A 22,002-nucleotide genomic window follows, 5' to 3' on the forward strand; every position below is an offset into this window, starting at 1 on the left:
TGTTTTTTGTAGTCGAAATTAAGAGGTGACGTGTTACTGATTAAAAAAAAGCATAAAATCAAATGTCTTAATTTTAATGGCTTAGCCCTTATTTCTTTTTAAATTGCATTAATATTTTCCCAGCTAGGCAACTATTAGCATAAAACTTGCGTCTTTAAAAATAGAAGGCTAAATGAAATCATTCTTGAAAGTAATACAATTGCATAAAAATGAATCGTCACTTATAAAAAAAGCGATTAAAAACAATCGTGAGGCGCAGCATGTATTATTTGAATTACACGCCCCTAAAATGTTAAGTGTTTGCAGGTATTATATAAAGGATTTACAGCAAGCCGAGGAAGCCATGCTTAATGGGTTTTTCAAAGTGTTTTCCAATTTAAAAAGCTTTAAAAATGCGGGCAGTTTTGAAGGTTGGATTCGGCGGATTATGATAAGGGAGTCTATTTCGTTTTTAAGGCAAAAAAAACAGATGACCTTTTCTATCGAAGATATTGAGTATAGTATGGATTATGCTGATGATATAAATACTGATATGGAGGTTGCGGAAATACAGCAGCTTATAGATCTGCTTCCCGAAGGTTATAGAATGGTATTCGTTATGTATGCCATCGAAGGGTACAAGCATTACGAAATAGCAGAAATGCTGAACATAACAGAAGGGACCTCAAAATCGCAATTATTTAAAGCACGAAAATTGCTTCAAGAAAAAATAAAAGAATTAAATAAAACAACAAGCTATGGAGCCAGTTAAATTTGAAGAAAACATAAAGAAAAAGCTTGAGAAAAGAAGGTTGCAACCATCGGATGATGCTTGGGATAAATTTTCTAAACGTTTGGACAATAAAAGAAAAAAGAAAAACAATAAACCAATTTTATGGTTAGGTTTAGCGGCGAGTATTGTCGGTATTTTATTAGTTATTCCTCAGTTTTTCAATAATGAAATTATAGTGGACGATACGCCTAAAACGGTAGTGATTCCTGAAGTTGTGGAGCAAGATAAAAATAATACCATCGCTGTTGAAAGACCGACCCATATTGAAAACACATTGGATCATGCCCAAACAGATCGGAAGGAAGTCGTTAAAAAAACAATAAAGCCCCCAGTAGCGATTAAAACGGAATTTGATAAAAAGCAAACAACCATAGCACAAGAAAACGCCACAAAAGTATTAAAAGAAATATCTGATAATCCGATAGAAACAGTGCTCGAACCTTTAACTTTTGAAGAAGAAAAGATTCAGGCAGTGGCCAACCAAATACAAAAGTTAAAAGATAATAATGCAATAACAGACGAGGCTATTGATGTCTTATTGCTAGAAGCTCAAAAGGAAATAAGATTAAATAAATTATATAATGACAGCACAGGAGTGGTCGATGCAAACTTGTTGCTTCAAGACGTTGAGGCCGATTTAGATCAATCCTTTAGAACCAAAGTTTTTGAAGCCCTAAAAGCAAGTTATAGTACGGTAAAAACAGCTGTAGCCCATCGTAACGATTAACTAATTTATGCCAAGGCGAAAATCTTAAGACTTACAATTAAAAACATCATCAAATCATCATTAATCAACAGATGTTGAAGTAAATTCAGCATTAAAAAAACGAACAGTTATGCAAACTCTTGTTAAGTATTTAATATTTGCTACGTTATTTGTATGTGCGCAACTAATCAATGCGCAGGACACCATTCAGAACGTAAACAATAAAGATAAAATTAAAACTTTATTGGAAATTAAAGAACGAATTAAAACCGAAGAACGCGATTTTTTAAAAGCAGAAGTAGAGGCTATTAATTTACGCTTAGAAAACGGGGAGCTCTCGAACGAAGAAGCCAACATATTAAAAAAAGAAGTGGCAAAAAAGCGTGCCTTGAATATTGAAAACCGTATAATAATTATAAAGAATAAAATAGCCCTATTAGAACGAAACGAAGAAGGTTATAGAACAAATGAAGATGAAGATCCATCTAAAATAGGAATTAGCATAGGTGGTGATGAAGTAAGTTTTGCTGGTATAAAAATTAATAGCAAAAAGAAACCCAAAAAATACGATAAGCGAATGTCGAGTGATTTTGTATTGGCCTTTGGTTTGAACAATGCCATTATAGAGGGAGAAAAGCTTGACGATTCCCCGTATAAGTTCGGTGGCTCTCGCTTTTTTGAAATAGGCTGGGCGTGGAAATTACGCGTGTTTAAAAACTCTAATTTTTTGCGTTTTAAATATGGATACTCTTTTCAAATAAACGGATTGAAACCCGATGACAACAGATATTTTGTTAAGCAGGGAAACCAAACCGTATTGGAGGAATTTCCAGAAAATCTGAAAAAATCAAAACTATCCATTACCAATTTGGTGTTTCCGTTACACTTTGAGTTTGGTCCTTCGAAAAGGATCGATAGAGATACCTACTTTAGGTACTCCACACAAAATCAATTTAAAATAGGAGTAGGAGGCTATGCCGGATTTAATATTGGAACACGTCAAAAATTGAAATACGAATTAAATGGCGAAAGCGTAAAAGATAAACAAAAACGTGGGTTTAATACCAGTAATATAGTATATGGGTTAAGCGGTTATATTGCTTTTGATGATGTAGCCTTATATGTAAAATACGATTTGTCTCCCATTTTTAAAGATCAGATTGTCGAACAGAACAATATTTCGTTAGGTGTTAGGTTTGATATGGATTAAAATGATGTAAGCCTCGTCATCTTGTGATAAATAAGAAAAGTAGAAACCACATTCTAAAAATAGAATGTGGTTTTTTATGTATTTATAAATACAGTAAAAGTTGTTTGAGATAATCAATATATTTAAATAGGATATTTCTTACTTTTGTAAGCCGTATATAAAACTAAAAATAGCAAACTAACAGAACAGTAGTCTAAATAACCCTTTTTAATAATATGAGTGAAAAGTTAATTGTACCAGATGAAGTAGTCATGAGTAAAATCTATTATATAAGAGGTCAAAAAGTGATGTTAGATAGCGATTTGGCTGAACTTTATGAAGTGGAAACAAAACAACTCAAGAGACAAGTTCGCAGAAACATAGAACGCTTTCCTGAAGATTTTATGTTCGAGTTAACAAAACTAGAATTCGATAACTTGAGGAGCCAATTTGGCACCTCAAATTGGGGAGGGAATAGATATGCCCCATTGGTTTTTACGGAACAAGGAGTTGCAATGCTATCAAGTGTCTTGAATAGTTCAAGAGCAATTGCAGTAAATATTAGAATCATTAGAGTATTTACAAAAATGCGTGAAATGATAACTGACAACATAAGTTTAAAACTTGAAATAGAAGAAATTAAAAAGAAATTATCTAATCATAGCAAGAATATTGAATTAGTCTTTAATTATTTAGATGAGCTTCTTGAGAAAAAAGAGCATGAAAAACCAAGAAAAGAAATAGGTTACAAAGCGAATAGAAATTAAAAGGCTCTTGTAATGGGGGAGAATTTTTATTTGACGTAGATTAAAACAAAGAGGATGAATTCTTTGAATTTTAATTCAGAATTCACCCTTTTGGTATGCGCAGAATATTGCGGTGTATTTAACTCTTTCCTTTGCGATTCTTAAAAGTGTCGAATTCAGATGGAGACTCAGTTTTAGGAAACGAATTGTTGGTCATATCAGTATCGGCATAATCAAAATTAGGATCTAAGTTGACTTCCTTTACTTCTTTTTCTTTTACAAACGTTTTTGTGATTTCATATTCATTTCTACGCCACACTTCGGCAGGAATAGTGTCAATTTCTTTTGAGCCATCTGTAAATACCCATTCAATTGTAACTGGCATTACGAGTCCGCCCACATTTTTAACAGTGATTTCGTAAATGTTCTTACCAGAAAGCTGTTTGCGCAATTCCGGTTCGTTAATTCTTGATAAAAACTGACCATAAGCAGCATCTGGCGTTGTATTCATGGTAATTGTTTCCGGACCACCAGAAAAATCTTTAGTTTGAGCTTCTACATTTTTACTGGATGCTTCAATTTTAACTTTAGATTGTTTGTTTTGGTCTTCAATATTAGTGTCTTTCTCATATACCTTAAACCATTTAACTTGGCTCAATTCCATATCTACATGATCGGTAGTAAAAAACCAGCCCCTAAAAAACCAATCTAAATCGGTGGCCGTAGCATCTTCCAGGGTTCTGAATAAATCGGCAGGATTAGGGTGTTTGTATTTCCAGCGATTGGCATATTCTTTAAATGCTTCATCAAATAATTCTTTTCCAATAATAGAATTTCGAAGCATTTGTAGCCCAACAGTTGGTTTTAAATAAAAATTAGCGCCAAATTGAGACATAAGCTCACTGTCTGAGGTGGTCATGATGGGACGCAAAATATTCTTGTCGCCACTCATAAACGGTACGATTGTTTTTGGAGTTACACTGTTAAAATCAGGGTAGCGTTCTGCTACAGTTCTTTGGTGTAAAAAAGTGTTTAAACCTTCGTCCATCCACATCCATTTACGCTCATCAGAACTCACGATCATAGGAAACCAGTTATGGCCAACTTCATGAATAATGGTGCCTATCATACCTTGTTTGGCAGCAGGGCTTATTTTGCCATTTTTGGGTCGTCCGCCATTGAAGCTAATCATGGGGAACTCCATACCTATATTAGAGGTGTTTACAGAAATAGCTACAGGATAGGGGTAGTCGAAAGTGGCTTCAGAATAAACTTCCAGGGCATGCATAATCGCTTTCGTAGATTCCTCTTGCCAAACAGGTAGACCTTCTTTTGGGTATAGCGACATAGCCATTACCGTATTGGTGGGTAATTTTACAGCCTGAGCATCCCACATAAATTTACGAGACGAAGCGAATGCAAAATCACGCACATTACTTGCCTTAAATTTCCAGGTTTTTTGCTTCTTCGATTTCTGCTTTTCGTTGGCTTCTGCTTCTTCTTTTGTTATAATCATAACAGGTTTGTGAAAAGACTTTTTAGCAGCGTCTAAGCGCTTACGCTGTGTTTTGCTTAACACCGATTCACTATTCTGAAGCAATCCAGTAGCAGCAACAATATGGTCTTCTGGCACCGTAATCTCAACATCATAATCGCCGAATTCAAGAGCAAACTCACCTAGCTTTTGAAATTGCTGATTTTGCCAACCTTCAGTATCATTGTAAACAGCCATTCTAGGGAACCAGTGAGCCATAAGATAAACTGTATTGTCGTCTGCGGGGAAATATTCATAACCTTCTCGAGATAACAGATACATACTTCTGTCTGTAACAGGATAAGACCATGCAATCGAAATACTGGTAGATTCTCCCGATTTAAGCAGGGAGTTAAGTTTTACCTTCATCATGGTATTGTTCACCATGGTTTTTATATTATTTCCGTTGGAATCTTTTACATGTTTAATAGAATAACCAGCAGGGAAATCGATAGCTCGAGTAAGAAACTGCATTTGCCTGGTAGTCATACCATCTTTAACATTATTGTTTATGCCTCCAAAATCTTCGTTTCCTTTTTTGTTTACGTTTTGTTCAAGCTGAATCCATAGATAGCTCAAATCGTCTGGGGAGTTATTATAATAAGTAATGGTTTCCTCTCCAGTAATGGTGTTGTTAGATTCGTTTAACTTTACCTTTATTTTATAATTAGCACGTTGTTGCCAATAATCTCGTCCGGGTGCTCCACTAGCAGTTCGGTAAGTATTCGGGGGGGTAATCATATTATCGATAGGCTCAAATTTACCCTGCCAGGGTTGTGTTTGGGCTTTAATAGATAACATGGAAAATGCTATTAAAGCTGAAAATATAAAAAGTCTCATAGTAACTTGTGTAATTATTTTGAATTAGTCAGGCGCAATATAGGAATATTAACATAAAAACAACCTGTTTTTTGTTGCTTAAAGCCTAAGGGTTCAGTACATTTGCGACCCTAAAATATCTATTAAATATGACTAAGAAAAAAGATTTAACATTTGATGTGTTAATTGAAATACCTAAAGGAAGTAGAAATAAATATGAATACGATTTTACGTTAAATAAAATTCGTTTCGATCGTATGTTGTTCTCTTCCATGATGTACCCGGGAGATTATGGGTTTGTTCCGGAGACTTTAGCATTAGATCAAGATCCATTAGACGTATTAGTAATGGGGACAGAACCAACATACCCAATGGTGGTTATGGAAGTTAGACCTATTGGTGTATTTCATATGACTGATGAAAAAGGGCCAGATGAAAAGATTATTTGTGTACCTGTATCCGATCCTATTTGGAGCAATAATAGAGATATTGCAGATTTAAACCCGCATAGGTTGAAGGAAATCGAACATTTTTTCCAAGTATATAAAGATTTGGAAGAGAAAAAAGTTGATGTTGGTGGATGGGGAAATGCTGAAGAAGCAAGAGAAATTTACCGTCAGTGTGTACAGCGTTATGACGAAAGCGATCACAAGAAAAAACGAACATTCACGATTTAATTGAAAGTTTTTTCAAAAAATATTTGAACCATCCTAAACTTTAGGATGGTTTTTTGTTTCCAAACTCTTTAACCAGAAGAGGGTATTGTTACCCCATATATTACATTAAAAAGTGTTGATTAAATCTTGCGTAAATGAAGGTTTTTTCCTTTGTAATGAAGTGTAGTTACTACAGACAGGCTTTTTTTATTTGAGATAATAAAACACAATTTTATCCAAACAAACAAGAAAAAGCTAACATATGTCATTGTATTAAAGATATTATATTTAAACAGGGTTTTAAATGTGTTATCTTTAATTTATAGGGGTTTTTTTTATCACTTATATTTTCCTATTTTTAGCTCCGTTTAAAAATATTAACTGAATAACAAATAAAAATAACCAATTAATATGGAATTAATCGTGAAGTTTTTACCAGTGTTTGGAATCTTAGCATTGGCTTATGTTTTTATAAAAAGTGCATGGGTATCTAAACAAGATCAAGGAGATGAAAAAATGATTAGAATTGCTAAAAACATTTCAGACGGGGCAATGTCTTTTCTAAAAGCGGAATACAAAATTTTGTCAGTATTTGTAATTGCTGTAGCAATTCTATTGTATTTTAAAGGAAGCTCAGAAGTAGGATCTAATGGTATGGTTGCCGTATCCTTTATAGTTGGAGCTATTTGTTCTGCCTTAGCCGGATTTATAGGAATGAAAGTTGCTACAAAAGCAAATGTACGAACTACAAGTGCGGCAAGAACATCTTTAGGAAAAGCTTTAGAAGTAGCTTTTGCTGGTGGAGCTGTTATGGGACTTGGTGTTGTAGGATTAGGTGTTTTAGGATTAAGTAGTCTATTCATGATTTATAGTGAAATGGGTTGGGGTATTAACGAGGTGCTTAACGTATTATCCGGATTTTCACTAGGAGCATCATCTATCGCATTATTCGCTCGTGTTGGTGGTGGTATTTATACAAAAGCAGCCGATGTTGGAGCCGATTTAGTAGGAAAGGTTGAAGCGGGAATTCCAGAAGACCATCCTTTAAACCCAGCAACCATTGCAGATAATGTTGGGGATAATGTAGGAGATGTAGCTGGTATGGGAGCCGATTTATTCGAATCTTACGTAGGGTCTATTATAGGAACCATGGTATTAGGAGCCTTTATAATAACGCCAGATTTTAATGGTTTAGGAGCAGTGCTTTTACCATTAGTATTAGCTGCTATTGGTATAGTTATGTCTATAATAGGGACGTTTTTTGTAAGAGTAAAAGATGGCGGAAATCCACAAACAGCATTAAATATTGGAGAGTTTGGCTCTGCGGGATTAATGGTTGTGGCGTCTTATTTTATAATTGATAATATGCTGTCTGGAACTACTGGGTTACCTCACGGTTCTATGGGAGTATTTATAGCAGTAATAGCTGGTTTAGTTGCTGGTTTAGCAGTTGGAAAAGTAACAGAGTATTATACTGGAACAGGAACAAAACCTGTTAATTCTATAGTAAAACAATCTGAAACTGGTGCGGCTACGAACATTATCGCTGGTCTAGGTATCGGTATGATGTCTACAGCCATACCAATTTTATTAATTGCTGCTGCCATTTTAGTATCACACCATTATGCAGGTTTATATGGTATTGCTATTGCAGCTGTTGGAATGCTGGCAAACACAGGAATTCAATTGGCAGTAGATGCTTACGGACCAATTTCGGATAATGCAGGTGGTATTGCAGAAATGGCAGAGTTACCAAGCGAAGTTCGCGAACGTACAGATAAGTTGGATGCCGTTGGAAATACAACTGCGGCCATTGGAAAAGGATTTGCAATTGCTTCTGCGGCACTAACGGCATTGGCGTTATTTGCAGCGTTTATGAAAACAGCTAATGTGACAGCTATTGATGTATCACAACCACAAATTATGGCAGGATTGTTAGTAGGAGGTATGTTGCCTTTTGTATTTTCGGCTTTATCAATGAATGCCGTTGGACGTGCAGCTATGGCGATGATAGAAGAAGTACGTCGTCAATTTAGAGATATTCCTCAATTAAAAGCAGCCTTGGAAGTGATGCGTAAGTATGATTCCGATATGAGCAAAGCTTCAGAAGAAGATAGAAAAATATTTGATGAAGCAGACGGAGTTGCTGAATACGATAAATGTGTGGCTATTTCAACCCAAGCCTCTATAAAAGAGATGGTATTGCCAGGACTTCTTGCTATAGCAGTTCCTGTGGCTGTTGGATTTATTGGAGGGGCAGAAATGTTAGGAGGTTTACTTGCTGGAGTTACTACTTGTGGTGTGCTTATGGCAATTTTCCAATCTAATGCAGGTGGTGCTTGGGATAATGCTAAAAAAACTATTGAAGAACAAGGAAGAAAAGGAACAGATGCTCACAAAGCAGCAGTAGTAGGAGATACGGTTGGAGATCCTTTTAAAGATACCTCAGGACCTTCTTTAAATATCTTATTAAAACTAATGTCTGTAGTTGCATTGGTTATTGCGCCGAGTATTGCTTTAACTTCAGAAACTGTTGCTGCTTATGTTGAAGAGAAAGCTACTATCGAGGTCGTTGCGCATCAAGAAACAGAGGCTGTTACTCTTAATACGATCGAAGCAACAGAAGTAAAGGAATCTGTTATAGAAAATAATGATGCTATTGCTTACGAAACAGCTGATGTTGCTACAAATTCAACAGTAAAAAACAAGCTAACTAACTAAACTCAATTATATACATTAACGAAGAGCCATGCTAATCCCTACTAGCATGGTTTTTTTATTATGTACAGCGTATACTTCTATTAGTTTTAATAAAAAGATTTAGCTTTTCAAGATCATAGAATCTGTTAATCAGGGTTATAGGTTTTTGTGCTGTAGAAATTAGTAATAAGAACCTTACGATTTTTATTTGTTCTCGCCGAGAATAAAACTTACATTTATAAGGTAAACAATTCGCCCCAAATTTAAATCTGAAGTTATGGAAGGATACTGTGTAAAATGTAAGGAGAAAAAAACAATTAAAGATGCTAATGAAGTTGCCATGAAGAATGGCAGGAAAGCTATGAAAGGAAGTTGTTCAACTTGCGGAACAAGTATGTTTAGAATCCTAGGCAAGACTTAATTAATTGAATAAATCTAAAATGCCCTTTAGTTTTATCTTCTTTTTTATGTAATCGTATTCTACTAATTGTACCAGTAATTAAGCCGGTTAAACAATTGGTATAGATGTGTATGTGGCTATTTGTCTTGTAGTTATCTTTTTCTATTTCTTTTCCCTGTAAATATTACTTTCGAAATACTGTTTGGTGCTGTAATTTTATTATATTGTTATAAAATCCCCAATCCTTTTAATTAGACCAATTGCAAAGAGTAATTTTGTAAATTGCGGCACTTTTAATTTATATGTAAATAGTATGGTTACTTTAAAACAGCTAGCAAAAGAGTTAAACGTTTCTATTTCTACGGTTTCTAAAGCGTTAAATAATAGCGAAGAAATTGGAGAAGAAACCATTAAACGAGTTAAAGAACTTGCCGAATTATATAATTATACACCAAATAAAGTAGCCTTAAGTTTAAAACAAAGTAAAACTAAAACCATTGGAGTTATAATTCCTAATATACTTAACCACTTTTTGGCTAAAGTGCTTTACGGGATAGAGAGAGAGGCTACCAATTTAGGCTATAATATTATTACCTGCATTTCTAACGAGTCTTTAGAAAAAGAAAAGGGCAGTTTAAAATTACTTGCCAATGGTAGTGTTGATGGTTTTATATTATCGGTTGCAGAAGAAACACAGATAAAAAATGAAATAGATCATTTTAAGAAGACCATAAGTCAAGGGTTACCCATTGTAATGTTCGATAGAGTAGCACATGATGTTATGTGTGATAAAGTAATCGTAGATGATTTTGATGCAACCTATAACGCTACTAAGGACTTACTTCGGGAAAATCGAAAGAATATAGCCTTTATTAGCAATATAAATGATTTGAGTGTTGGTAAGTTAAGAGAACGCGGATACAGCAAAGCGATCCAGGAACTAAACAATCAAGAGCCTTTAGTTTTAAAAATTAAAAAGAAAGACGATCACCAAAAAAAGATAAAGGCTTTCTTAAAGAGTAACAAAACAGTAGATGCCATTATAGCTGCCGATAGCTCTTCTGGTATCATCGCGATTAATACTGCCGTTAATTTAGGCTTTAAAGTGCCTAAAGATATATCTGTAATAGGGTTTGCCAGTAGGGCAGACTCAAACCATTCTACGCCTAGATTAACAACAATAAGGCAACACGCAAAAGAAATAGGAGCACATGCTGCCCAAATGCTTGTTGACAGATTACAGAAGATGCATTTAAACGAAGATGTAAAAACTAAAATTGTAAAAACTAGTTTGGTGAAATCTAAGTCAACGCTAAAATAGTTTTAAACATTTTATCAACATTTTTAATCTAAAATTTTACATTTCAACGATGAAACAAAACACTTCATCGAATATATTTCACTAAGAATAGCAGTTTAACCAACTTTACTGCATCTTAAAGAGCGCCCCAAAAGTCCCTAAGTTCTTCGAAGACAAATTAATCCATATTATTTTTCCCTCAAAATTTTATTAAAAATCGCTGTGCTATTTTTCACACAATAGATTTTAAGTTAATTATCCATTTTTCCCTCGATTTAAGGCTCTTTTTTAATGCCTTGAACAAGAATTTTATTTAAAAAATAATAGAAAATAGTTAATAACCTTAAAATCAAATATTATGAAAGCCCTAAAAATTACACTTTTCGCAGCAGCACTTTTCGCAACTTTAGTATCATGTACTGAGCAAGACCTTAACGAGGATGATTTATTAAATACAGGAGACAATACTAGTGTTCCAGTTCCATTTACAGGAGGTGGACTAGATAATGATTAGTTATCTTTATGCCTAATTATATTAAAGACCCTTAACGAAAAAAGATGTAAAGGGTCTTTTTTATTGTATAAATCAAAAAAATATATAATACATTTGAAGAAACTGCTAATTTATATAGGTTTTCTTTGAGATATATTTTTGTAAACATATTCATTTTATTTTTGACATTTTCGTCTTATTCACAAAAAAAGGTCTATCTTAAAAAGATAGATTCTATTAAGAAAGATATGTCGTCTTTACACGTGAAAGATTCTATTGCTTATGCCAATGCCCATTATAACATAGGGCGTTTATATCGGAAAAGTTTTATTGGAGATAGTTCCTATTATCATTATCAAGAGGCAGAAAAAATTTATAGAAATCTTGATGATAAATTTAGGTTAGCAGAAACATTATATGGTATTGCTGTAATTCAAAAAAATGAAAAAGATTTAACAGCAAGTGAGCTTAGCTCTATTGAAGTTATTACGCTTTTAGAATCTTTAATTGAAACTAATAGAGTTTTGAGGTTGAAATCTTCAACATATAATAATTTAGGATTAGTTTTTGGTGAATTGGGACAATATGAAGAATCAATTTCTTATTATAAGCTAGCCATATCTTTAAAGAGAAAATTAGAAGGGAATAATAGAATTAATATAGATATTTCAAAGAATAATTTAGCACTTTCTTATAAGAAATCTGGTGAATATAAATTAGCTCAGGATTATTATTCGCAAATTTTAGAAAATGAAAATTTAATAAACGAGCGTCCAGATATGTATGCTTTAGTTTTAAATAATTATGCGCATACATTGTATTTGTCTAAAAACTATGAGGAACTTCCCGATTTGTATTTTAAAGCTTTAAAGATAACTGATAGTGTTAATCCTGGAGGCTATAATTCAATAATTATTAACCAGCATTTAGCAGAGTATTATAATGATAAAAACAATAAAGACTCTGCTAAATATTATGCCTATAAAGCAAAAGATATTGCTGGTCAATACCATAATGACGAGTTGCTAAGTTCGTTATTATTAATATCTGAGATTGAAGAAGGAGATGTTGCTACAAAATATTTAAAGGAATATATAAAGCTTAATGACAGTTTGCAAAAAAATGAAAGAGCTATACGGAATAAATTTGCAAGAATTCGTTTTGAAACCAAGCAAATAGAACAGGAAAATATAAAAATAGCCAGAGAACGAATGTGGCTTTTGATAGTTTCGGTAGTATTAGTTATTTCATCGTTTCTATTGTATTTGGTAATTGCTCAAAGAAATAAAAACAAAGAATTAAAATTTATTCAAAAACAACAGCAAGCAAACGAAGAGATTTATAATCTGATGCTATCTCAAAATGAGATTATTGAAGAAGCAAGAACGTTGGAGAAAAAACGCATTTCTGAAGAGTTGCACGATGGCGTTTTAGGGAGATTGTTCGGAACACGTTTAAGTCTTGATAGTTTAAATTTAAGCAATAGTTCTGATGCGATAAAAGCAAGAGGACAATATATAGACGAACTTAAAACAATTGAGCAGGATATTAGAAAAGTATCGCATGAGTTAAATACCGATTTTGTTTCGGGATCTGGGTTTATCGATATCATAAAAACATTTCTGGAAACGCAAACTTTAACTTATGGACTTGAATATAAATTAGGGCATGATGATACAATTCATTGGGATGAAGTTTCAAATAAAACTAAAATCCACATATACAGAATCATTCAGGAATCGCTCCATAATATATACAAGCATGCACAAGCTACGCTGGTAAATATTAGTTTTAAATTAAAAAATAATGTAATTTGCCTGATAATGAACGATAACGGTTCTGGGTTTGATGTTAATAAAGCAAAGTCTGGTATAGGACTAAAAAACATGAAATCCAGAATAAATGAAATAAATGGAAGTATAAATATAACCTCGGAAAAAGATGTAGGAACCACAGTAACCATAGAGGCCCCAATTACCTAAAACAAAATTTATGAATGAGAAGATAAAAATATTAATGATTGATGACCACCCAATAATTATTGAGGGGTATCAAAATACTTTGCTTTTCACCAAAAAGGAAAGTCAAGAACTAGTAATTGATATAGCTAATAATTGTGATGAAGCTATCTCCTATATGGATAAATCAATTCAAAGGGAAGTACCCTACGATGTTTTATTTGTTGATATTAGTTTACCTCCATCTGCAGATGGTTCTATGAGCTCAGGAGAAGACTTGGCAGAATATGCACGACGTATTTTACCAAAGACAAAAATAGTTGTGCTAACCATGTTTAATGAGTCTTTTAGAATTCATAATATTATTAAAACAATAAACCCAGAAGGGTTTTTAATTAAAAGTGATTTAACATCTAGCGAACTTGCAAGTGCATTCCAGGCTGTACTTAATAATCCGCCATTTTATAGTGGTACGGTAAATAGTCACATTAGAAAAACAATTGCAAGCGATATTGTTATCGATGATAAAAACAGAAAAATACTTCATCTGTTATCTCAAGGTGTAAAAACTAAAAACCTAGCATCACATTTAGACATTTCTTTAAGTGCCATTGAAAAAAGGAAAAAACACCTAAGAGATATCTTTGATGTGAACGACGGACAGGACGAAACTTTACTAAATGAAGCCAGAAAAAAGGGCTTTGTTTGATGAAAACCGTCATTTTTTTGTAAAAAAAATATTTTTTTTACTCCGAAAACCCTTGATATACTTGAAAAGTACCTTTTGTCCACAAGTCAACTGCGGGAAACCCGCAGTTCGAATACAGGACTAATAATTATATTTGTAATGTCAACACTTCAAAAAAATTAATTAATCCCTCAATTTTTTTTGTTGATAATAGCAATTTACAGACCCTATGGAGGTGAGAGACCCATAGGGTTTCTTCTTTTAACATTCCTGTGAAAGCAGGAATCTAAATCATCTAATTGTATTTATTTGTCATGTTGCTTTTCTTTTTCCAGCCCATCTATAAGACATACGAATAAGAAAGTTCAAGTCAAATCTTGTTGAAACATAGCCAAAGTAAAACAAGTATACCAAGAACAGAGAGTTGTTTTCATTTTGATGTATTTAGATATCCAATAAAAATCCAATAAAAAACCCAAGATAAATAATAGCAGTAATAAACTTTATAAATGTAGAAGCAATAAAGCCAATAAAAGATCCAAAAGCAGCTTTTGTAGCAGTTTTAGAATCACTTTTATTTAAAAGTTCTCCTATTAAAGCTCCGACAAAGGGACCGATAACAATACCGCCAGGAATAGGACTTAAAAGTCCAACAATTAGACCTAAAGAGGTACCTATCATGCCATATTTGGTGCCTCCAAATCGTTTTGTGCCAATGGCAGGGACAATATAATCTAAAACCCAAATGAGTATAGCTACCACGAGCGTAATAATTATAAATGACCTGTTCATCGATATCGGATCTGCATAAGAAAGTATAAGCAGTCCTACCCAACTGGTAAGTGGACCAGGTAACACTGGTAAAAAACTACCAATAATCCCAAAAATCATAAATAAGCCAGCAATAATTATTAAAACAATATCCATATAAGTGCTTAAGTTTTGTGATTGTAAGACGTATTAAGAAAGTAAATGTTACATTATTAAACTAAAAAATTAGTTTAAACTAATTTTTTAGTTATATTTGTTCAACTAAATGTTTAGTTGAACAAGGTTTTAGTCCTATTAATAAAATATTGTAAAATGAAACAACTTACAAAAGCAGAAGAAGACATCATGCAAATACTTTGGGAGTTAAAAAAAGCTAATGTTAAAGCTATAGTGGAACAGTTTCCCGAACCAAAACCAGCATATAATACGGTATCTACTATAGTTAGGATTTTAGAAAGTAAGGGTTTTGTAGGTTACGAAAAAGAAGGTAAGGGACATATTTATTTTCCTTTAGTTGCAAAGCAAGACTATAGCAATCAATCTATAAATAAATTAGTTGATAATTATTTTCAAGGTTCTTTTAAAAGTATGGTGTCCTTTTTTATGAAGAAAAATGATATGAGTATTAAAGACTTGGAGTCTGTATTGAAGGAAATTAACAAAAAAGGCGCATAGCTATGGTACATTATATTATAAATACGATAGTGTTTCAGTTATTCTTTTTAATCATTTATGATTGGTTCTTAAAAAAAGAAACATTCTTTGATTGGAATCGAGCTTATCTTCTGATTACATCGCTATTGTCATTAATTATTCCTTTTATTAAGATAAGACACTTTAAAGAGGTCCTTCCTAAGGAATATATAATAAGCCTACCAGAAGTTATTATAGGTGGTATTCAACCAACAAGATCAGATGCTTTACAATTAAATGCATTGCAGTCAGAAACAGTATCCATATGGACTTGGGAATTGGTTTTATATACAGGTATGTTATTAACTATTCTTTTGTTTCTGTTCAAGATATTTAAATTGATAAGGATAGTCTCTAAAAACCCAAAATGGAAACAGGGTAATTTGCTTATTGTTAAGATACTAAATAGTAAAATGGCTTTTTCGTGTTTTCATTTTATTTTTTTAGGTGAAGAGCTAAATGAAGAAGAAAAAGAATCCATTTTAAAGCATGAAATGGTTCATGTAAAACAAAAGCACACACTAGACTTATTGTTTTTTGAAATACAACGAATTCTATTCTGGTTTAACCCATTAGTTTATATGTATCAAAATAGAATAATGCAACTTCATGAGTTTATAGCAGATAAAAAGGCAATAAAAACCCATAACAAAAAGGCATACTACGAGAACTTATTATCGCAGGTTTTCGAAACAAAAAATATGTCATTCATCAATCCATTTTTTAAACAATCATTAATCAAGAAGCGAATCATCATGTTACAAAAATCAAAATCAAATCAAATCAATTTAATAAAGTATGCATTTCTAATACCAATAGTCTTGGGGATGTTAATTTATTCTTCTTGCGAATACCAAAATGAAACAGATCAAACTAGTAGTTTAGACTTAAGCCAGTATAACTATAGCGTAAAGTTAAATGAGTTAGATACAGAAGAAATTATTGAAGCCAAAAGAAAACAAGAGAACTTTATAGATGAAAACCCTAACTATGTAATTTGGTTAAGTTTAGGTTCTGAAAAAGAAGAAATAGTTTATAGTGTTCATGCTATTAACGAAAAAGTACCCGAAGAATATATTCCATGGAGAATGAAAACACGAAATGGGTCGCCATATAAAATTTTTGTAGAAAGTAAGAACTTGTTAAATAGTAAAGAAGCATTTAAAGATGAGTCGGACGTCCCATTAGCAATTATAAGTCAAGCACCTGTATTTCCGGGCTGCGAAAATTTACCTAGGAGCGAACAAAAGAAATGTCTTACTCATAGTATAGCAAAACATGTAAACAGAAATTTTAACACAAAACTGGCAAGTCGTCTAAACCTAATAGGTAAACAGCGTATAAACATTATTTTTAAAATCAATAAAGATGGAAATATAGGAGTGGTACGTGTTCGAGCACCACATCCAGTGTTAGAAAACGAATCTGTTCGTGTAATTAAAACGCTTCCAAAAATGATACCAGGAGAGCATCAAGGAGAAAAAGCTACAGTGCTTTATTCATTACCTATCATATTTCAAGTTCGAGAATAGTCTAAAATACTACTAAAATGTCCCAAAAATATCTCTCTCAATTAATTGTTATCCTAATGATACTATTTAAAACCGAAGCCCAAACTTCGATTTTAGATAAGGCAGATAGTTTGTACGCAAATGGTAATTATTCTAAAGCAATAGAGCATTACAAAGCTTATAAAAATCAATCCAAAGTTTATAATAAAATAGCCAAAGCATATATTGCTATAGGGAATTACGATGAGGCTTTAAAACATTATGACGCTGGTACGCTGGAATTACCTAACGACGCCATAATAAAGTATAATTATGCCAAGTTATTGGCTAAAACTAAAAAACTAGAAAAGGCTTCTAAAGTTTTTAATGATTTGATTTATATAGATCATAAAAACCCCAACTACCATTACGAACTTGGATTGATTCTCGAAAGATTAAAGGATTCTACCGCTATTACAAGCTTTCATTCGGCATACGATTTAGACTCCATGCACCAAAAAGCTATTTATAAAATAGCAAAATATTATCTGCAGAAGAGGAGGTATCAATTAGTAGGTAAGTATGTTGATGAAGGCTTAAAGACTTACGCAAATAATATAAAACTAATAAGTTTAAAAGCACAAAACTATTATTGGCAACAGGATTATAAAAAAGCTGCTGTTTGGTTCGAAGAATTGATTAAACTTGGTGAATCTTCCGAATTTATTCACGAAAAGCTTAGTCTGTGCTATTATGAAAATTATGAAATAAGAAAGGCTATTGAACAGCGAAAACGGGTTCTAAAATATAATCCCAACGATGCAACGTCTTTGTATGTTATAGGTACGTATTATGATGAACTTAACGATTTCATTAATGCGGAAAAGTATATAAAGGAATTTCTGGTATTAACAGACTTGCCGTTAAATACAGAATATTCAAAATTAGCGACTATATTAAACAGGCAAAAAAAATATGAAGAATCCATAAAAATGCTAAAAAAAGCAATAAAAGAAGCTCCCGACATTGTGGGGACACATTTCTTTTTGCTCATAACTAAAGATGCATATTACGCAGATTTAGATGCAAAACTGGTAATGTACAATAACTTTAAAAAGAAATTCCCGTCTGGTTTTCATATAGAATATATAGATAAGCGTATTAGTGAGTTAAAGCAAGAAAAATTCATGAAGGAAGGAGGAAAAGGCAATTAAAATCTAAAAAAATTGTACATTTCGGTTTTCAGTTTTAATCCATGAGACAGATTTGTGTATTTCTATTAGTAATATTACTTACTTCCTGTGAGTATTTTAATGTGAAAAAAACATCTTCTGAGGCTATTTTAAATGAAGAATTAAAAGCTTTTAATTGGAACGATGTTGATGAATATCCAACATTTGCTGCCTGCGACTCATTGTCAACCAAACAAGAAAAACAGCAATGTTTTACAAACACATTAACGGGACATATATTTAAATATCTACAAAACGAGGTTCTTGTTGTAACCCGAGACATTAATGATACCATAAATTTAAAACTTCAAGTATCAGAAACAGGTACCGTAACCATTTTAGAGACGAAGGTAGATGATCTTATAATAAAAGAAATTCCTAATATTAAAGATTTGTTAACTGAAAGTTTGGACTCGCTACCCAAAGTCTTTCCTGCAATAAAACGTGGACAGCAGGTTATAACAGAATTTAGGCTGCCAATAATTATTAGTGTAAACTAGGAATTACTTTTTAAACGTTCTGTCTTTCCATTTATAGGTTTTAAAAAGCGAAGTAAAGGCTACATAGCAACTGAAAAAAGGATACATAATAAATGCCAAAGGAAAACTTTTTAAAACAGACTTCTCATTAAAAAAAGAAGCCGATTTATAGATTAAAAGGAAATCTATATTAAACTTTATGAATAGGATGTAACCTAAGATTTTAAAACTAAATACGTCTAAGACGGAAAGCAACACTGTAGAGATAAACAAAGCATTCATAAGTAAAACAATAAGTCCGGTAAGTTTTCCAAACCAATTATTATAAGCGCTTGTTTTGGCAGCCCAGCGAATACGCTGAGATATTAAACCTTTCCATGACGATTGTGCTTGTGTTTTTACAACAGCTTTTTCGCATTTTAAATAATGAAGTTCTTCCGGGTGGGCTTTTGCTACCTTTTCGAGAAGAAAAATATCGTCGCCGCTAGCAACATCCGTATTGCCTTCAAAACCATTTAATTCTTGAAACAAAGCTTTTTCATATCCAAAGTTTGCTCCATTGCAGAGAAACGGTTTTTTTATGCTAAAACCTCCAACTGTAGCGCCCTGTAAGCTTAAAATATCCAGAGACTGGAATCGATTTAAAAAACCATCCGAATTATTATAGGTAACCGGAGCCGCAATGCATTTGACATTCGTTTTTTGGATAAATGCATCAAAACTATCTAACCAATATTTTGGTAAAATACAATCCGCATCCGTAGTTATGACCCAGCTGTTTTTCGAATGAGAAACAGCAGTAGTTATAGCTTCTTTTTTAGGGGAATTAGAAGTTCTTTTATTATTAATCACCCGAATATCATGCTTAACATTAGTGAGAAAACCCGAAATCAAATCAACCGAATTGTCATTAGAATCATCATCAACAAAAATAATTTCGAATAAATGATTTGGATACTCAAGTAAAGCTATAGATTGTAATAGACGGGGTAAATTTTCGGCTTCATTTCTAAAAGGAATAATAACAGAAAATTTGGTTTTTGGAGGCAGGTCTTCTAATTCGAATGGTTTAATGTTATCAAAACCAAACGCAAAGCGTCCAATTAAAAATAGGTAACTTAATGTAACGATTATGCTTATTAAAACCATAATTAATTATCGGCTTTAGGCAAGTTAAAATTAATTACAAAGTAGCTGCCAATAATGCTAGGTAAAACAAAATTCAACAACCACATAAGAGTGATGGTACTCAAAACAGCAATCTCGTTAATCCCTACAATACCAAATAAATAAATGGCAACACTACCTTTAATAACAACATCGAATATGAAAATGGACGGTATTATTGATGCTAATAAGTACATGGACGTTATAACAGTCATGGCCTCAAGATACGATATATCAATTCCGAAAAGTTGTAATAGAAAGTAAAATTGAAAAGAAAACACCATATAGCGCAGCAAGGATAAAAGTAAAGCCAGTGCCATATTTTTTTTAGGAAATTCTAAAATAAAATGTTTGATTTTTTTTATGGAAAATCCCTTAACAGTGAGTTTTGTTTTTTGCATACCAAATCCTATTAAACCAATAATAAGTAGGGCGATTAAAAGAAATTGAGCCAGCTTATAATAATTAATATCAATTTGGTGCTTCACTATAAAGAAGCAAAAACCAATACATCCAAAAATAGTTGTGATACACATTTGTGATACATTTCCCAGTAAATTAATCAGAACGATACGTTTTCTGTAATTAGCTGTGTAATAAATGGCTTTAGCGCCATATTCGCCAATTCTATTTGGTGTGAATAACGAAGCGGTTAAAGAACCCAAACTTTGTTCGAAAGCATTTTTTAAACTTATTTTTTTAATAGGATCGACTAACTTTTGCCATTTTATAATTTCAAAAAACAAATTTAAAAATGTCAAAAAAAGTAGAAAAAGCATGTTTTTAATCGAAAAAGCATCTTTTTTTGATAAAAACCCAATAAAAGCATTAAAATCCAGTTCTGGATTATGCATTAACTTACGGTAAATAAAATAAAAAGCACCGATTACAATACTTAATTTAATAAGCCCAAAAAAGAATTGTTTAGTTTTGTACGGTAGCGTATAAGTCATATACCAAGTTAAGAGTGCAAATTAAATTATTTACATCATGACCTCAAATTTAAAAACATATAAAAAAGCTTTTTGTGCAATTGCTTTAATATTTATTTGTTTTGTTTCCTCTTCTCAAGGAAACACCAGTACATTTAAAGCCCAATTTGCTTTAGGATTAAACAGCCCGACCGAGGATGGATTCGTTACAGGCTTTGAAGGAAAAACAATTAATTTCCCCTCAGTAAATGTAGGAGTTCAATATATGTTCAGGCAGGCACTAGGAGCAAAATTGGATTATGGGTTTAATAGAATGTCTAATAAAAGTGAAGCATCAGAATTTAAGCTTAATTACACTCGTGTTAATTTGCAATTAGTATATAATGCAAATAGAATGTTTAACCTATCGCAACGTACGGGAGTATTTGTACATGCAGGACCAGGATATTCAAATGTAAGCCCTTTGGGGAATTTTACGCAAAATAAAACCTCGTTTATGAATGCGATGGCCGGAATAGAATTTCATCATGGTATTTCCGATAAACTGTCCATCTATGCCGATCTTGCATATGTTCATGGATTTTTAAAGGATTTTTCTCCCGTAACAGATGGGTACGGATCCTTTAACGGAAACCTTGTAACACTAACTATAGGAGCCTCAATATCACTTAGTGGTTGTTATTATTGCGATCAATATGACTAAGGAAAGAATTATTTTAGGTATTGACCCCGGTACAACCATTATGGGTTTCGGACTCATAAAAGTCGTTGGTAAAAACATGCAGTTTTTACAACTAAATGAACTTGATTTAAAAAAATACAACGATCATTACTTAAAATTAAAACTCATTTTCGAGCGCACGATAGAACTCATCGATACACATAATCCGGACGAAATTGCTATTGAAGCTCCCTTTTTTGGTAAAAACGTACAAAGTATGCTAAAACTGGGTAGAGCCCAGGGCGTTGCTATGGCAGCGGGCTTAAGTAGGGAGATACCAATTACGGAATATCTTCCTAAAAAGATTAAAATGGCCATAACAGGCAACGGAAGCGCAAGCAAAGAACAGGTAGCCAAAATGCTGCAAAGTCTTTTAGGTTTAAAAACATTACCTAAAAATTTGGATGCCACAGACGGTTTAGCTGCAGCAGTTTGTCATTTTTACAACTCAGGCAAGGTTAGTGTTGGCAAAAATTACACAGGGTGGGGTGCTTTTGTAAAACAGAATCCTGATAAGCTTGGTTAGTTTTAGTTCCCAGTAAGCATTGGCAGTTTG

The 22,002-nt window shown here is 32.8% G+C and carries 21 protein-coding genes; 17 read left to right on the plus strand and 4 right to left on the minus strand.

From position 1 onward, the window contains the following. Positions 1-172 precede the first annotated feature (172 nt). The 4 genes from C1H87_RS16030 (at position 173) to C1H87_RS16045 (ending at position 3,434) form a co-directional block, all read left to right on the plus strand. Positions 173-751, plus strand: a complete 579-nt coding sequence (locus tag C1H87_RS16030) for an RNA polymerase sigma factor (RefSeq protein ID WP_233783172.1) — start codon at positions 173-175, stop codon at positions 749-751. Further along, the gene (locus tag C1H87_RS16035; protein ID WP_102756786.1) at positions 738-1,499 is read left to right on the plus strand and encodes a hypothetical protein; all 762 of its coding nucleotides are present in this window, start codon (positions 738-740) and stop codon (positions 1,497-1,499) included. The genes C1H87_RS16030 and C1H87_RS16035 overlap by 14 nt, the downstream gene beginning before the upstream one ends. 109 nt (positions 1,500-1,608) lie before the next feature. Next, positions 1,609-2,688, plus strand: coding sequence for a hypothetical protein (locus tag C1H87_RS16040; RefSeq protein WP_102756787.1), 1,080 nt, complete (start codon positions 1,609-1,611; stop codon positions 2,686-2,688). A gap of 215 nt (positions 2,689-2,903) precedes the next feature. Beyond that, positions 2,904-3,434, plus strand: a complete 531-nt coding sequence (locus tag C1H87_RS16045) for an ORF6N domain-containing protein (protein ID WP_102756788.1) — start codon at positions 2,904-2,906, stop codon at positions 3,432-3,434. A 118-nt stretch (positions 3,435-3,552) separates the two neighbouring features. Here the strand turns inward: C1H87_RS16045 and C1H87_RS16050 are convergent, their stop codons facing one another. Then, positions 3,553-5,787 carry a M1 family metallopeptidase gene (locus tag C1H87_RS16050; protein WP_102756789.1) on the minus strand — a complete coding sequence of 745 codons (2,235 nt, stop codon included), beginning with the start codon at positions 5,785-5,787 and terminating at the stop codon, positions 3,553-3,555. Between the two features lie 128 nt (positions 5,788-5,915). On the opposite strand from C1H87_RS16050, the gene C1H87_RS16055 reads away from it, so the two are divergent. The 7 genes from C1H87_RS16055 to C1H87_RS16075 all read left to right on the plus strand — a co-directional run bounded on the left by C1H87_RS16055 (position 5,916) and on the right by C1H87_RS16075 (position 13,982). Next, positions 5,916-6,443 carry an inorganic diphosphatase gene (locus C1H87_RS16055; protein WP_102756790.1) on the plus strand — a complete coding sequence of 176 codons (528 nt, stop codon included), beginning with the start codon at positions 5,916-5,918 and terminating at the stop codon, positions 6,441-6,443. A gap of 390 nt (positions 6,444-6,833) precedes the next feature. Further along, positions 6,834-9,143 carry a sodium-translocating pyrophosphatase gene (locus C1H87_RS16060; RefSeq protein ID WP_233783174.1) on the plus strand — a complete coding sequence of 770 codons (2,310 nt, stop codon included), beginning with the start codon at positions 6,834-6,836 and terminating at the stop codon, positions 9,141-9,143. A gap of 256 nt (positions 9,144-9,399) precedes the next feature. Next, positions 9,400-9,543 (plus strand): DUF5679 domain-containing protein, encoded by a 144-nt coding sequence (locus tag C1H87_RS23460; protein ID WP_199769298.1) that lies wholly within the window; start codon positions 9,400-9,402, stop codon positions 9,541-9,543. Between the two features lie 292 nt (positions 9,544-9,835). Beyond that, a complete protein-coding gene (locus tag C1H87_RS16065) occupies positions 9,836-10,843 on the plus strand; it encodes a LacI family DNA-binding transcriptional regulator (RefSeq protein WP_102756791.1) in 1,008 nt (335 codons plus the stop codon). A gap of 337 nt (positions 10,844-11,180) precedes the next feature. Continuing rightward, complete coding sequence (locus tag C1H87_RS23350) at positions 11,181-11,336, plus strand: hypothetical protein (RefSeq protein ID WP_158655253.1); 156 nt, start codon at positions 11,181-11,183, stop codon at positions 11,334-11,336. A 227-nt stretch (positions 11,337-11,563) separates the two neighbouring features. Continuing rightward, a complete protein-coding gene (locus C1H87_RS16070; protein WP_158655254.1) occupies positions 11,564-13,297 on the plus strand; it encodes a tetratricopeptide repeat-containing sensor histidine kinase in 1,734 nt (577 codons plus the stop codon). Positions 13,298-13,307: 10 nt separating this feature from the next. After that, positions 13,308-13,982 (plus strand): response regulator, encoded by a 675-nt coding sequence (locus C1H87_RS16075; protein ID WP_102756793.1) that lies wholly within the window; start codon positions 13,308-13,310, stop codon positions 13,980-13,982. A 423-nt stretch (positions 13,983-14,405) separates the two neighbouring features. Here C1H87_RS16075 and C1H87_RS16080 read toward each other — a convergent pair whose 3' ends face one another. After that, positions 14,406-14,888, minus strand: a complete 483-nt coding sequence (locus C1H87_RS16080) for a DUF456 domain-containing protein (RefSeq protein ID WP_102756794.1) — start codon at positions 14,886-14,888, stop codon at positions 14,406-14,408. 156 nt (positions 14,889-15,044) lie between these two features. Here C1H87_RS16080 and C1H87_RS16085 point away from each other — a divergent pair, with 156 nt between their 5' ends. The 4 genes from C1H87_RS16085 to C1H87_RS16100 all read left to right on the plus strand — a co-directional run bounded on the left by C1H87_RS16085 (position 15,045) and on the right by C1H87_RS16100 (position 18,647). Beyond that, positions 15,045-15,407, plus strand: a complete 363-nt coding sequence (locus C1H87_RS16085) for a BlaI/MecI/CopY family transcriptional regulator (protein WP_102756795.1) — start codon at positions 15,045-15,047, stop codon at positions 15,405-15,407. Between the two features lie 2 nt (positions 15,408-15,409). After that, positions 15,410-16,957 carry a M56 family metallopeptidase gene (locus C1H87_RS16090; protein WP_102756796.1) on the plus strand — a complete coding sequence of 516 codons (1,548 nt, stop codon included), beginning with the start codon at positions 15,410-15,412 and terminating at the stop codon, positions 16,955-16,957. A 17-nt stretch (positions 16,958-16,974) separates the two neighbouring features. Next, positions 16,975-18,129: a tetratricopeptide repeat protein gene (locus tag C1H87_RS16095; protein WP_233783176.1), complete on the plus strand. Its 1,155-nt coding sequence runs from the start codon at positions 16,975-16,977 to the stop codon at positions 18,127-18,129. Positions 18,130-18,230: 101 nt separating this feature from the next. Then, positions 18,231-18,647, plus strand: a complete 417-nt coding sequence (locus C1H87_RS16100; RefSeq protein WP_233783179.1) for a hypothetical protein — start codon at positions 18,231-18,233, stop codon at positions 18,645-18,647. 3 nt (positions 18,648-18,650) lie between these two features. Here C1H87_RS16100 and C1H87_RS16105 read toward each other — a convergent pair whose 3' ends face one another. Both C1H87_RS16105 and C1H87_RS16110 read right to left on the minus strand, forming a co-directional pair. After that, on the minus strand, positions 18,651-19,775 hold the full coding sequence (locus C1H87_RS16105) for a glycosyltransferase (RefSeq protein WP_102756799.1): 1,125 nt from the start codon (positions 19,773-19,775) through the stop codon (positions 18,651-18,653). A 2-nt stretch (positions 19,776-19,777) separates the two neighbouring features. Next, positions 19,778-20,746 carry a lysylphosphatidylglycerol synthase domain-containing protein gene (locus tag C1H87_RS16110; RefSeq protein WP_102756800.1) on the minus strand — a complete coding sequence of 323 codons (969 nt, stop codon included), beginning with the start codon at positions 20,744-20,746 and terminating at the stop codon, positions 19,778-19,780. Positions 20,747-20,783: 37 nt separating this feature from the next. Here C1H87_RS16110 and C1H87_RS16115 point away from each other — a divergent pair, with 37 nt between their 5' ends. After that, positions 20,784-21,428 carry an outer membrane beta-barrel protein gene (locus tag C1H87_RS16115; RefSeq protein ID WP_102756801.1) on the plus strand — a complete coding sequence of 215 codons (645 nt, stop codon included), beginning with the start codon at positions 20,784-20,786 and terminating at the stop codon, positions 21,426-21,428. Continuing rightward, a complete protein-coding gene (gene ruvC / locus C1H87_RS16120; RefSeq protein ID WP_102756802.1) occupies positions 21,421-21,972 on the plus strand; it encodes a crossover junction endodeoxyribonuclease RuvC in 552 nt (183 codons plus the stop codon). The genes C1H87_RS16115 and ruvC overlap by 8 nt, the downstream gene beginning before the upstream one ends. Positions 21,973-22,002 lie beyond the last annotated feature (30 nt).

This window comes from Flavivirga eckloniae (assembly GCF_002886045.1).
GTDB classification, from domain to species: domain Bacteria; phylum Bacteroidota; class Bacteroidia; order Flavobacteriales; family Flavobacteriaceae; genus Flavivirga; species Flavivirga eckloniae.

Coding starts and splice junctions, on each gene's coding strand:
- C1H87_RS16060 (WP_233783174.1), top strand. CDS start 6,834: ATGGAATTAATCGTGAAGTTTTTACCAGTGTTTGGAATCTTAGCATTG.
- C1H87_RS16075 (WP_102756793.1), top strand. CDS start 13,308: ATGAATGAGAAGATAAAAATATTAATGATTGATGACCACCCAATAATT.
- C1H87_RS16045 (WP_102756788.1), top strand. CDS start 2,904: ATGAGTGAAAAGTTAATTGTACCAGATGAAGTAGTCATGAGTAAAATC.
- C1H87_RS16055 (WP_102756790.1), top strand. CDS start 5,916: ATGACTAAGAAAAAAGATTTAACATTTGATGTGTTAATTGAAATACCT.
- C1H87_RS23460 (WP_199769298.1), top strand. CDS start 9,400: ATGGAAGGATACTGTGTAAAATGTAAGGAGAAAAAAACAATTAAAGAT.
- C1H87_RS16030 (WP_233783172.1), top strand. CDS start 173: ATGAAATCATTCTTGAAAGTAATACAATTGCATAAAAATGAATCGTCA.
- C1H87_RS16040 (WP_102756787.1), top strand. CDS start 1,609: ATGCAAACTCTTGTTAAGTATTTAATATTTGCTACGTTATTTGTATGT.
- C1H87_RS16065 (WP_102756791.1), top strand. CDS start 9,836: ATGGTTACTTTAAAACAGCTAGCAAAAGAGTTAAACGTTTCTATTTCT.
- C1H87_RS23350 (WP_158655253.1), top strand. CDS start 11,181: ATGAAAGCCCTAAAAATTACACTTTTCGCAGCAGCACTTTTCGCAACT.
- C1H87_RS16095 (WP_233783176.1), top strand. CDS start 16,975: ATGTCCCAAAAATATCTCTCTCAATTAATTGTTATCCTAATGATACTA.
- C1H87_RS16085 (WP_102756795.1), top strand. CDS start 15,045: ATGAAACAACTTACAAAAGCAGAAGAAGACATCATGCAAATACTTTGG.
- C1H87_RS16050 (WP_102756789.1), bottom strand. CDS start 5,787: ATGAGACTTTTTATATTTTCAGCTTTAATAGCATTTTCCATGTTATCT.
- C1H87_RS16080 (WP_102756794.1), bottom strand. CDS start 14,888: ATGGATATTGTTTTAATAATTATTGCTGGCTTATTTATGATTTTTGGG.
- C1H87_RS16110 (WP_102756800.1), bottom strand. CDS start 20,746: ATGACTTATACGCTACCGTACAAAACTAAACAATTCTTTTTTGGGCTT.
- C1H87_RS16035 (WP_102756786.1), top strand. CDS start 738: ATGGAGCCAGTTAAATTTGAAGAAAACATAAAGAAAAAGCTTGAGAAA.
- ruvC (WP_102756802.1), top strand. CDS start 21,421: ATGACTAAGGAAAGAATTATTTTAGGTATTGACCCCGGTACAACCATT.
- C1H87_RS16105 (WP_102756799.1), bottom strand. CDS start 19,775: ATGGTTTTAATAAGCATAATCGTTACATTAAGTTACCTATTTTTAATT.
- C1H87_RS16090 (WP_102756796.1), top strand. CDS start 15,410: ATGGTACATTATATTATAAATACGATAGTGTTTCAGTTATTCTTTTTA.
- C1H87_RS16115 (WP_102756801.1), top strand. CDS start 20,784: ATGACCTCAAATTTAAAAACATATAAAAAAGCTTTTTGTGCAATTGCT.
- C1H87_RS16070 (WP_158655254.1), top strand. CDS start 11,564: ATGTCGTCTTTACACGTGAAAGATTCTATTGCTTATGCCAATGCCCAT.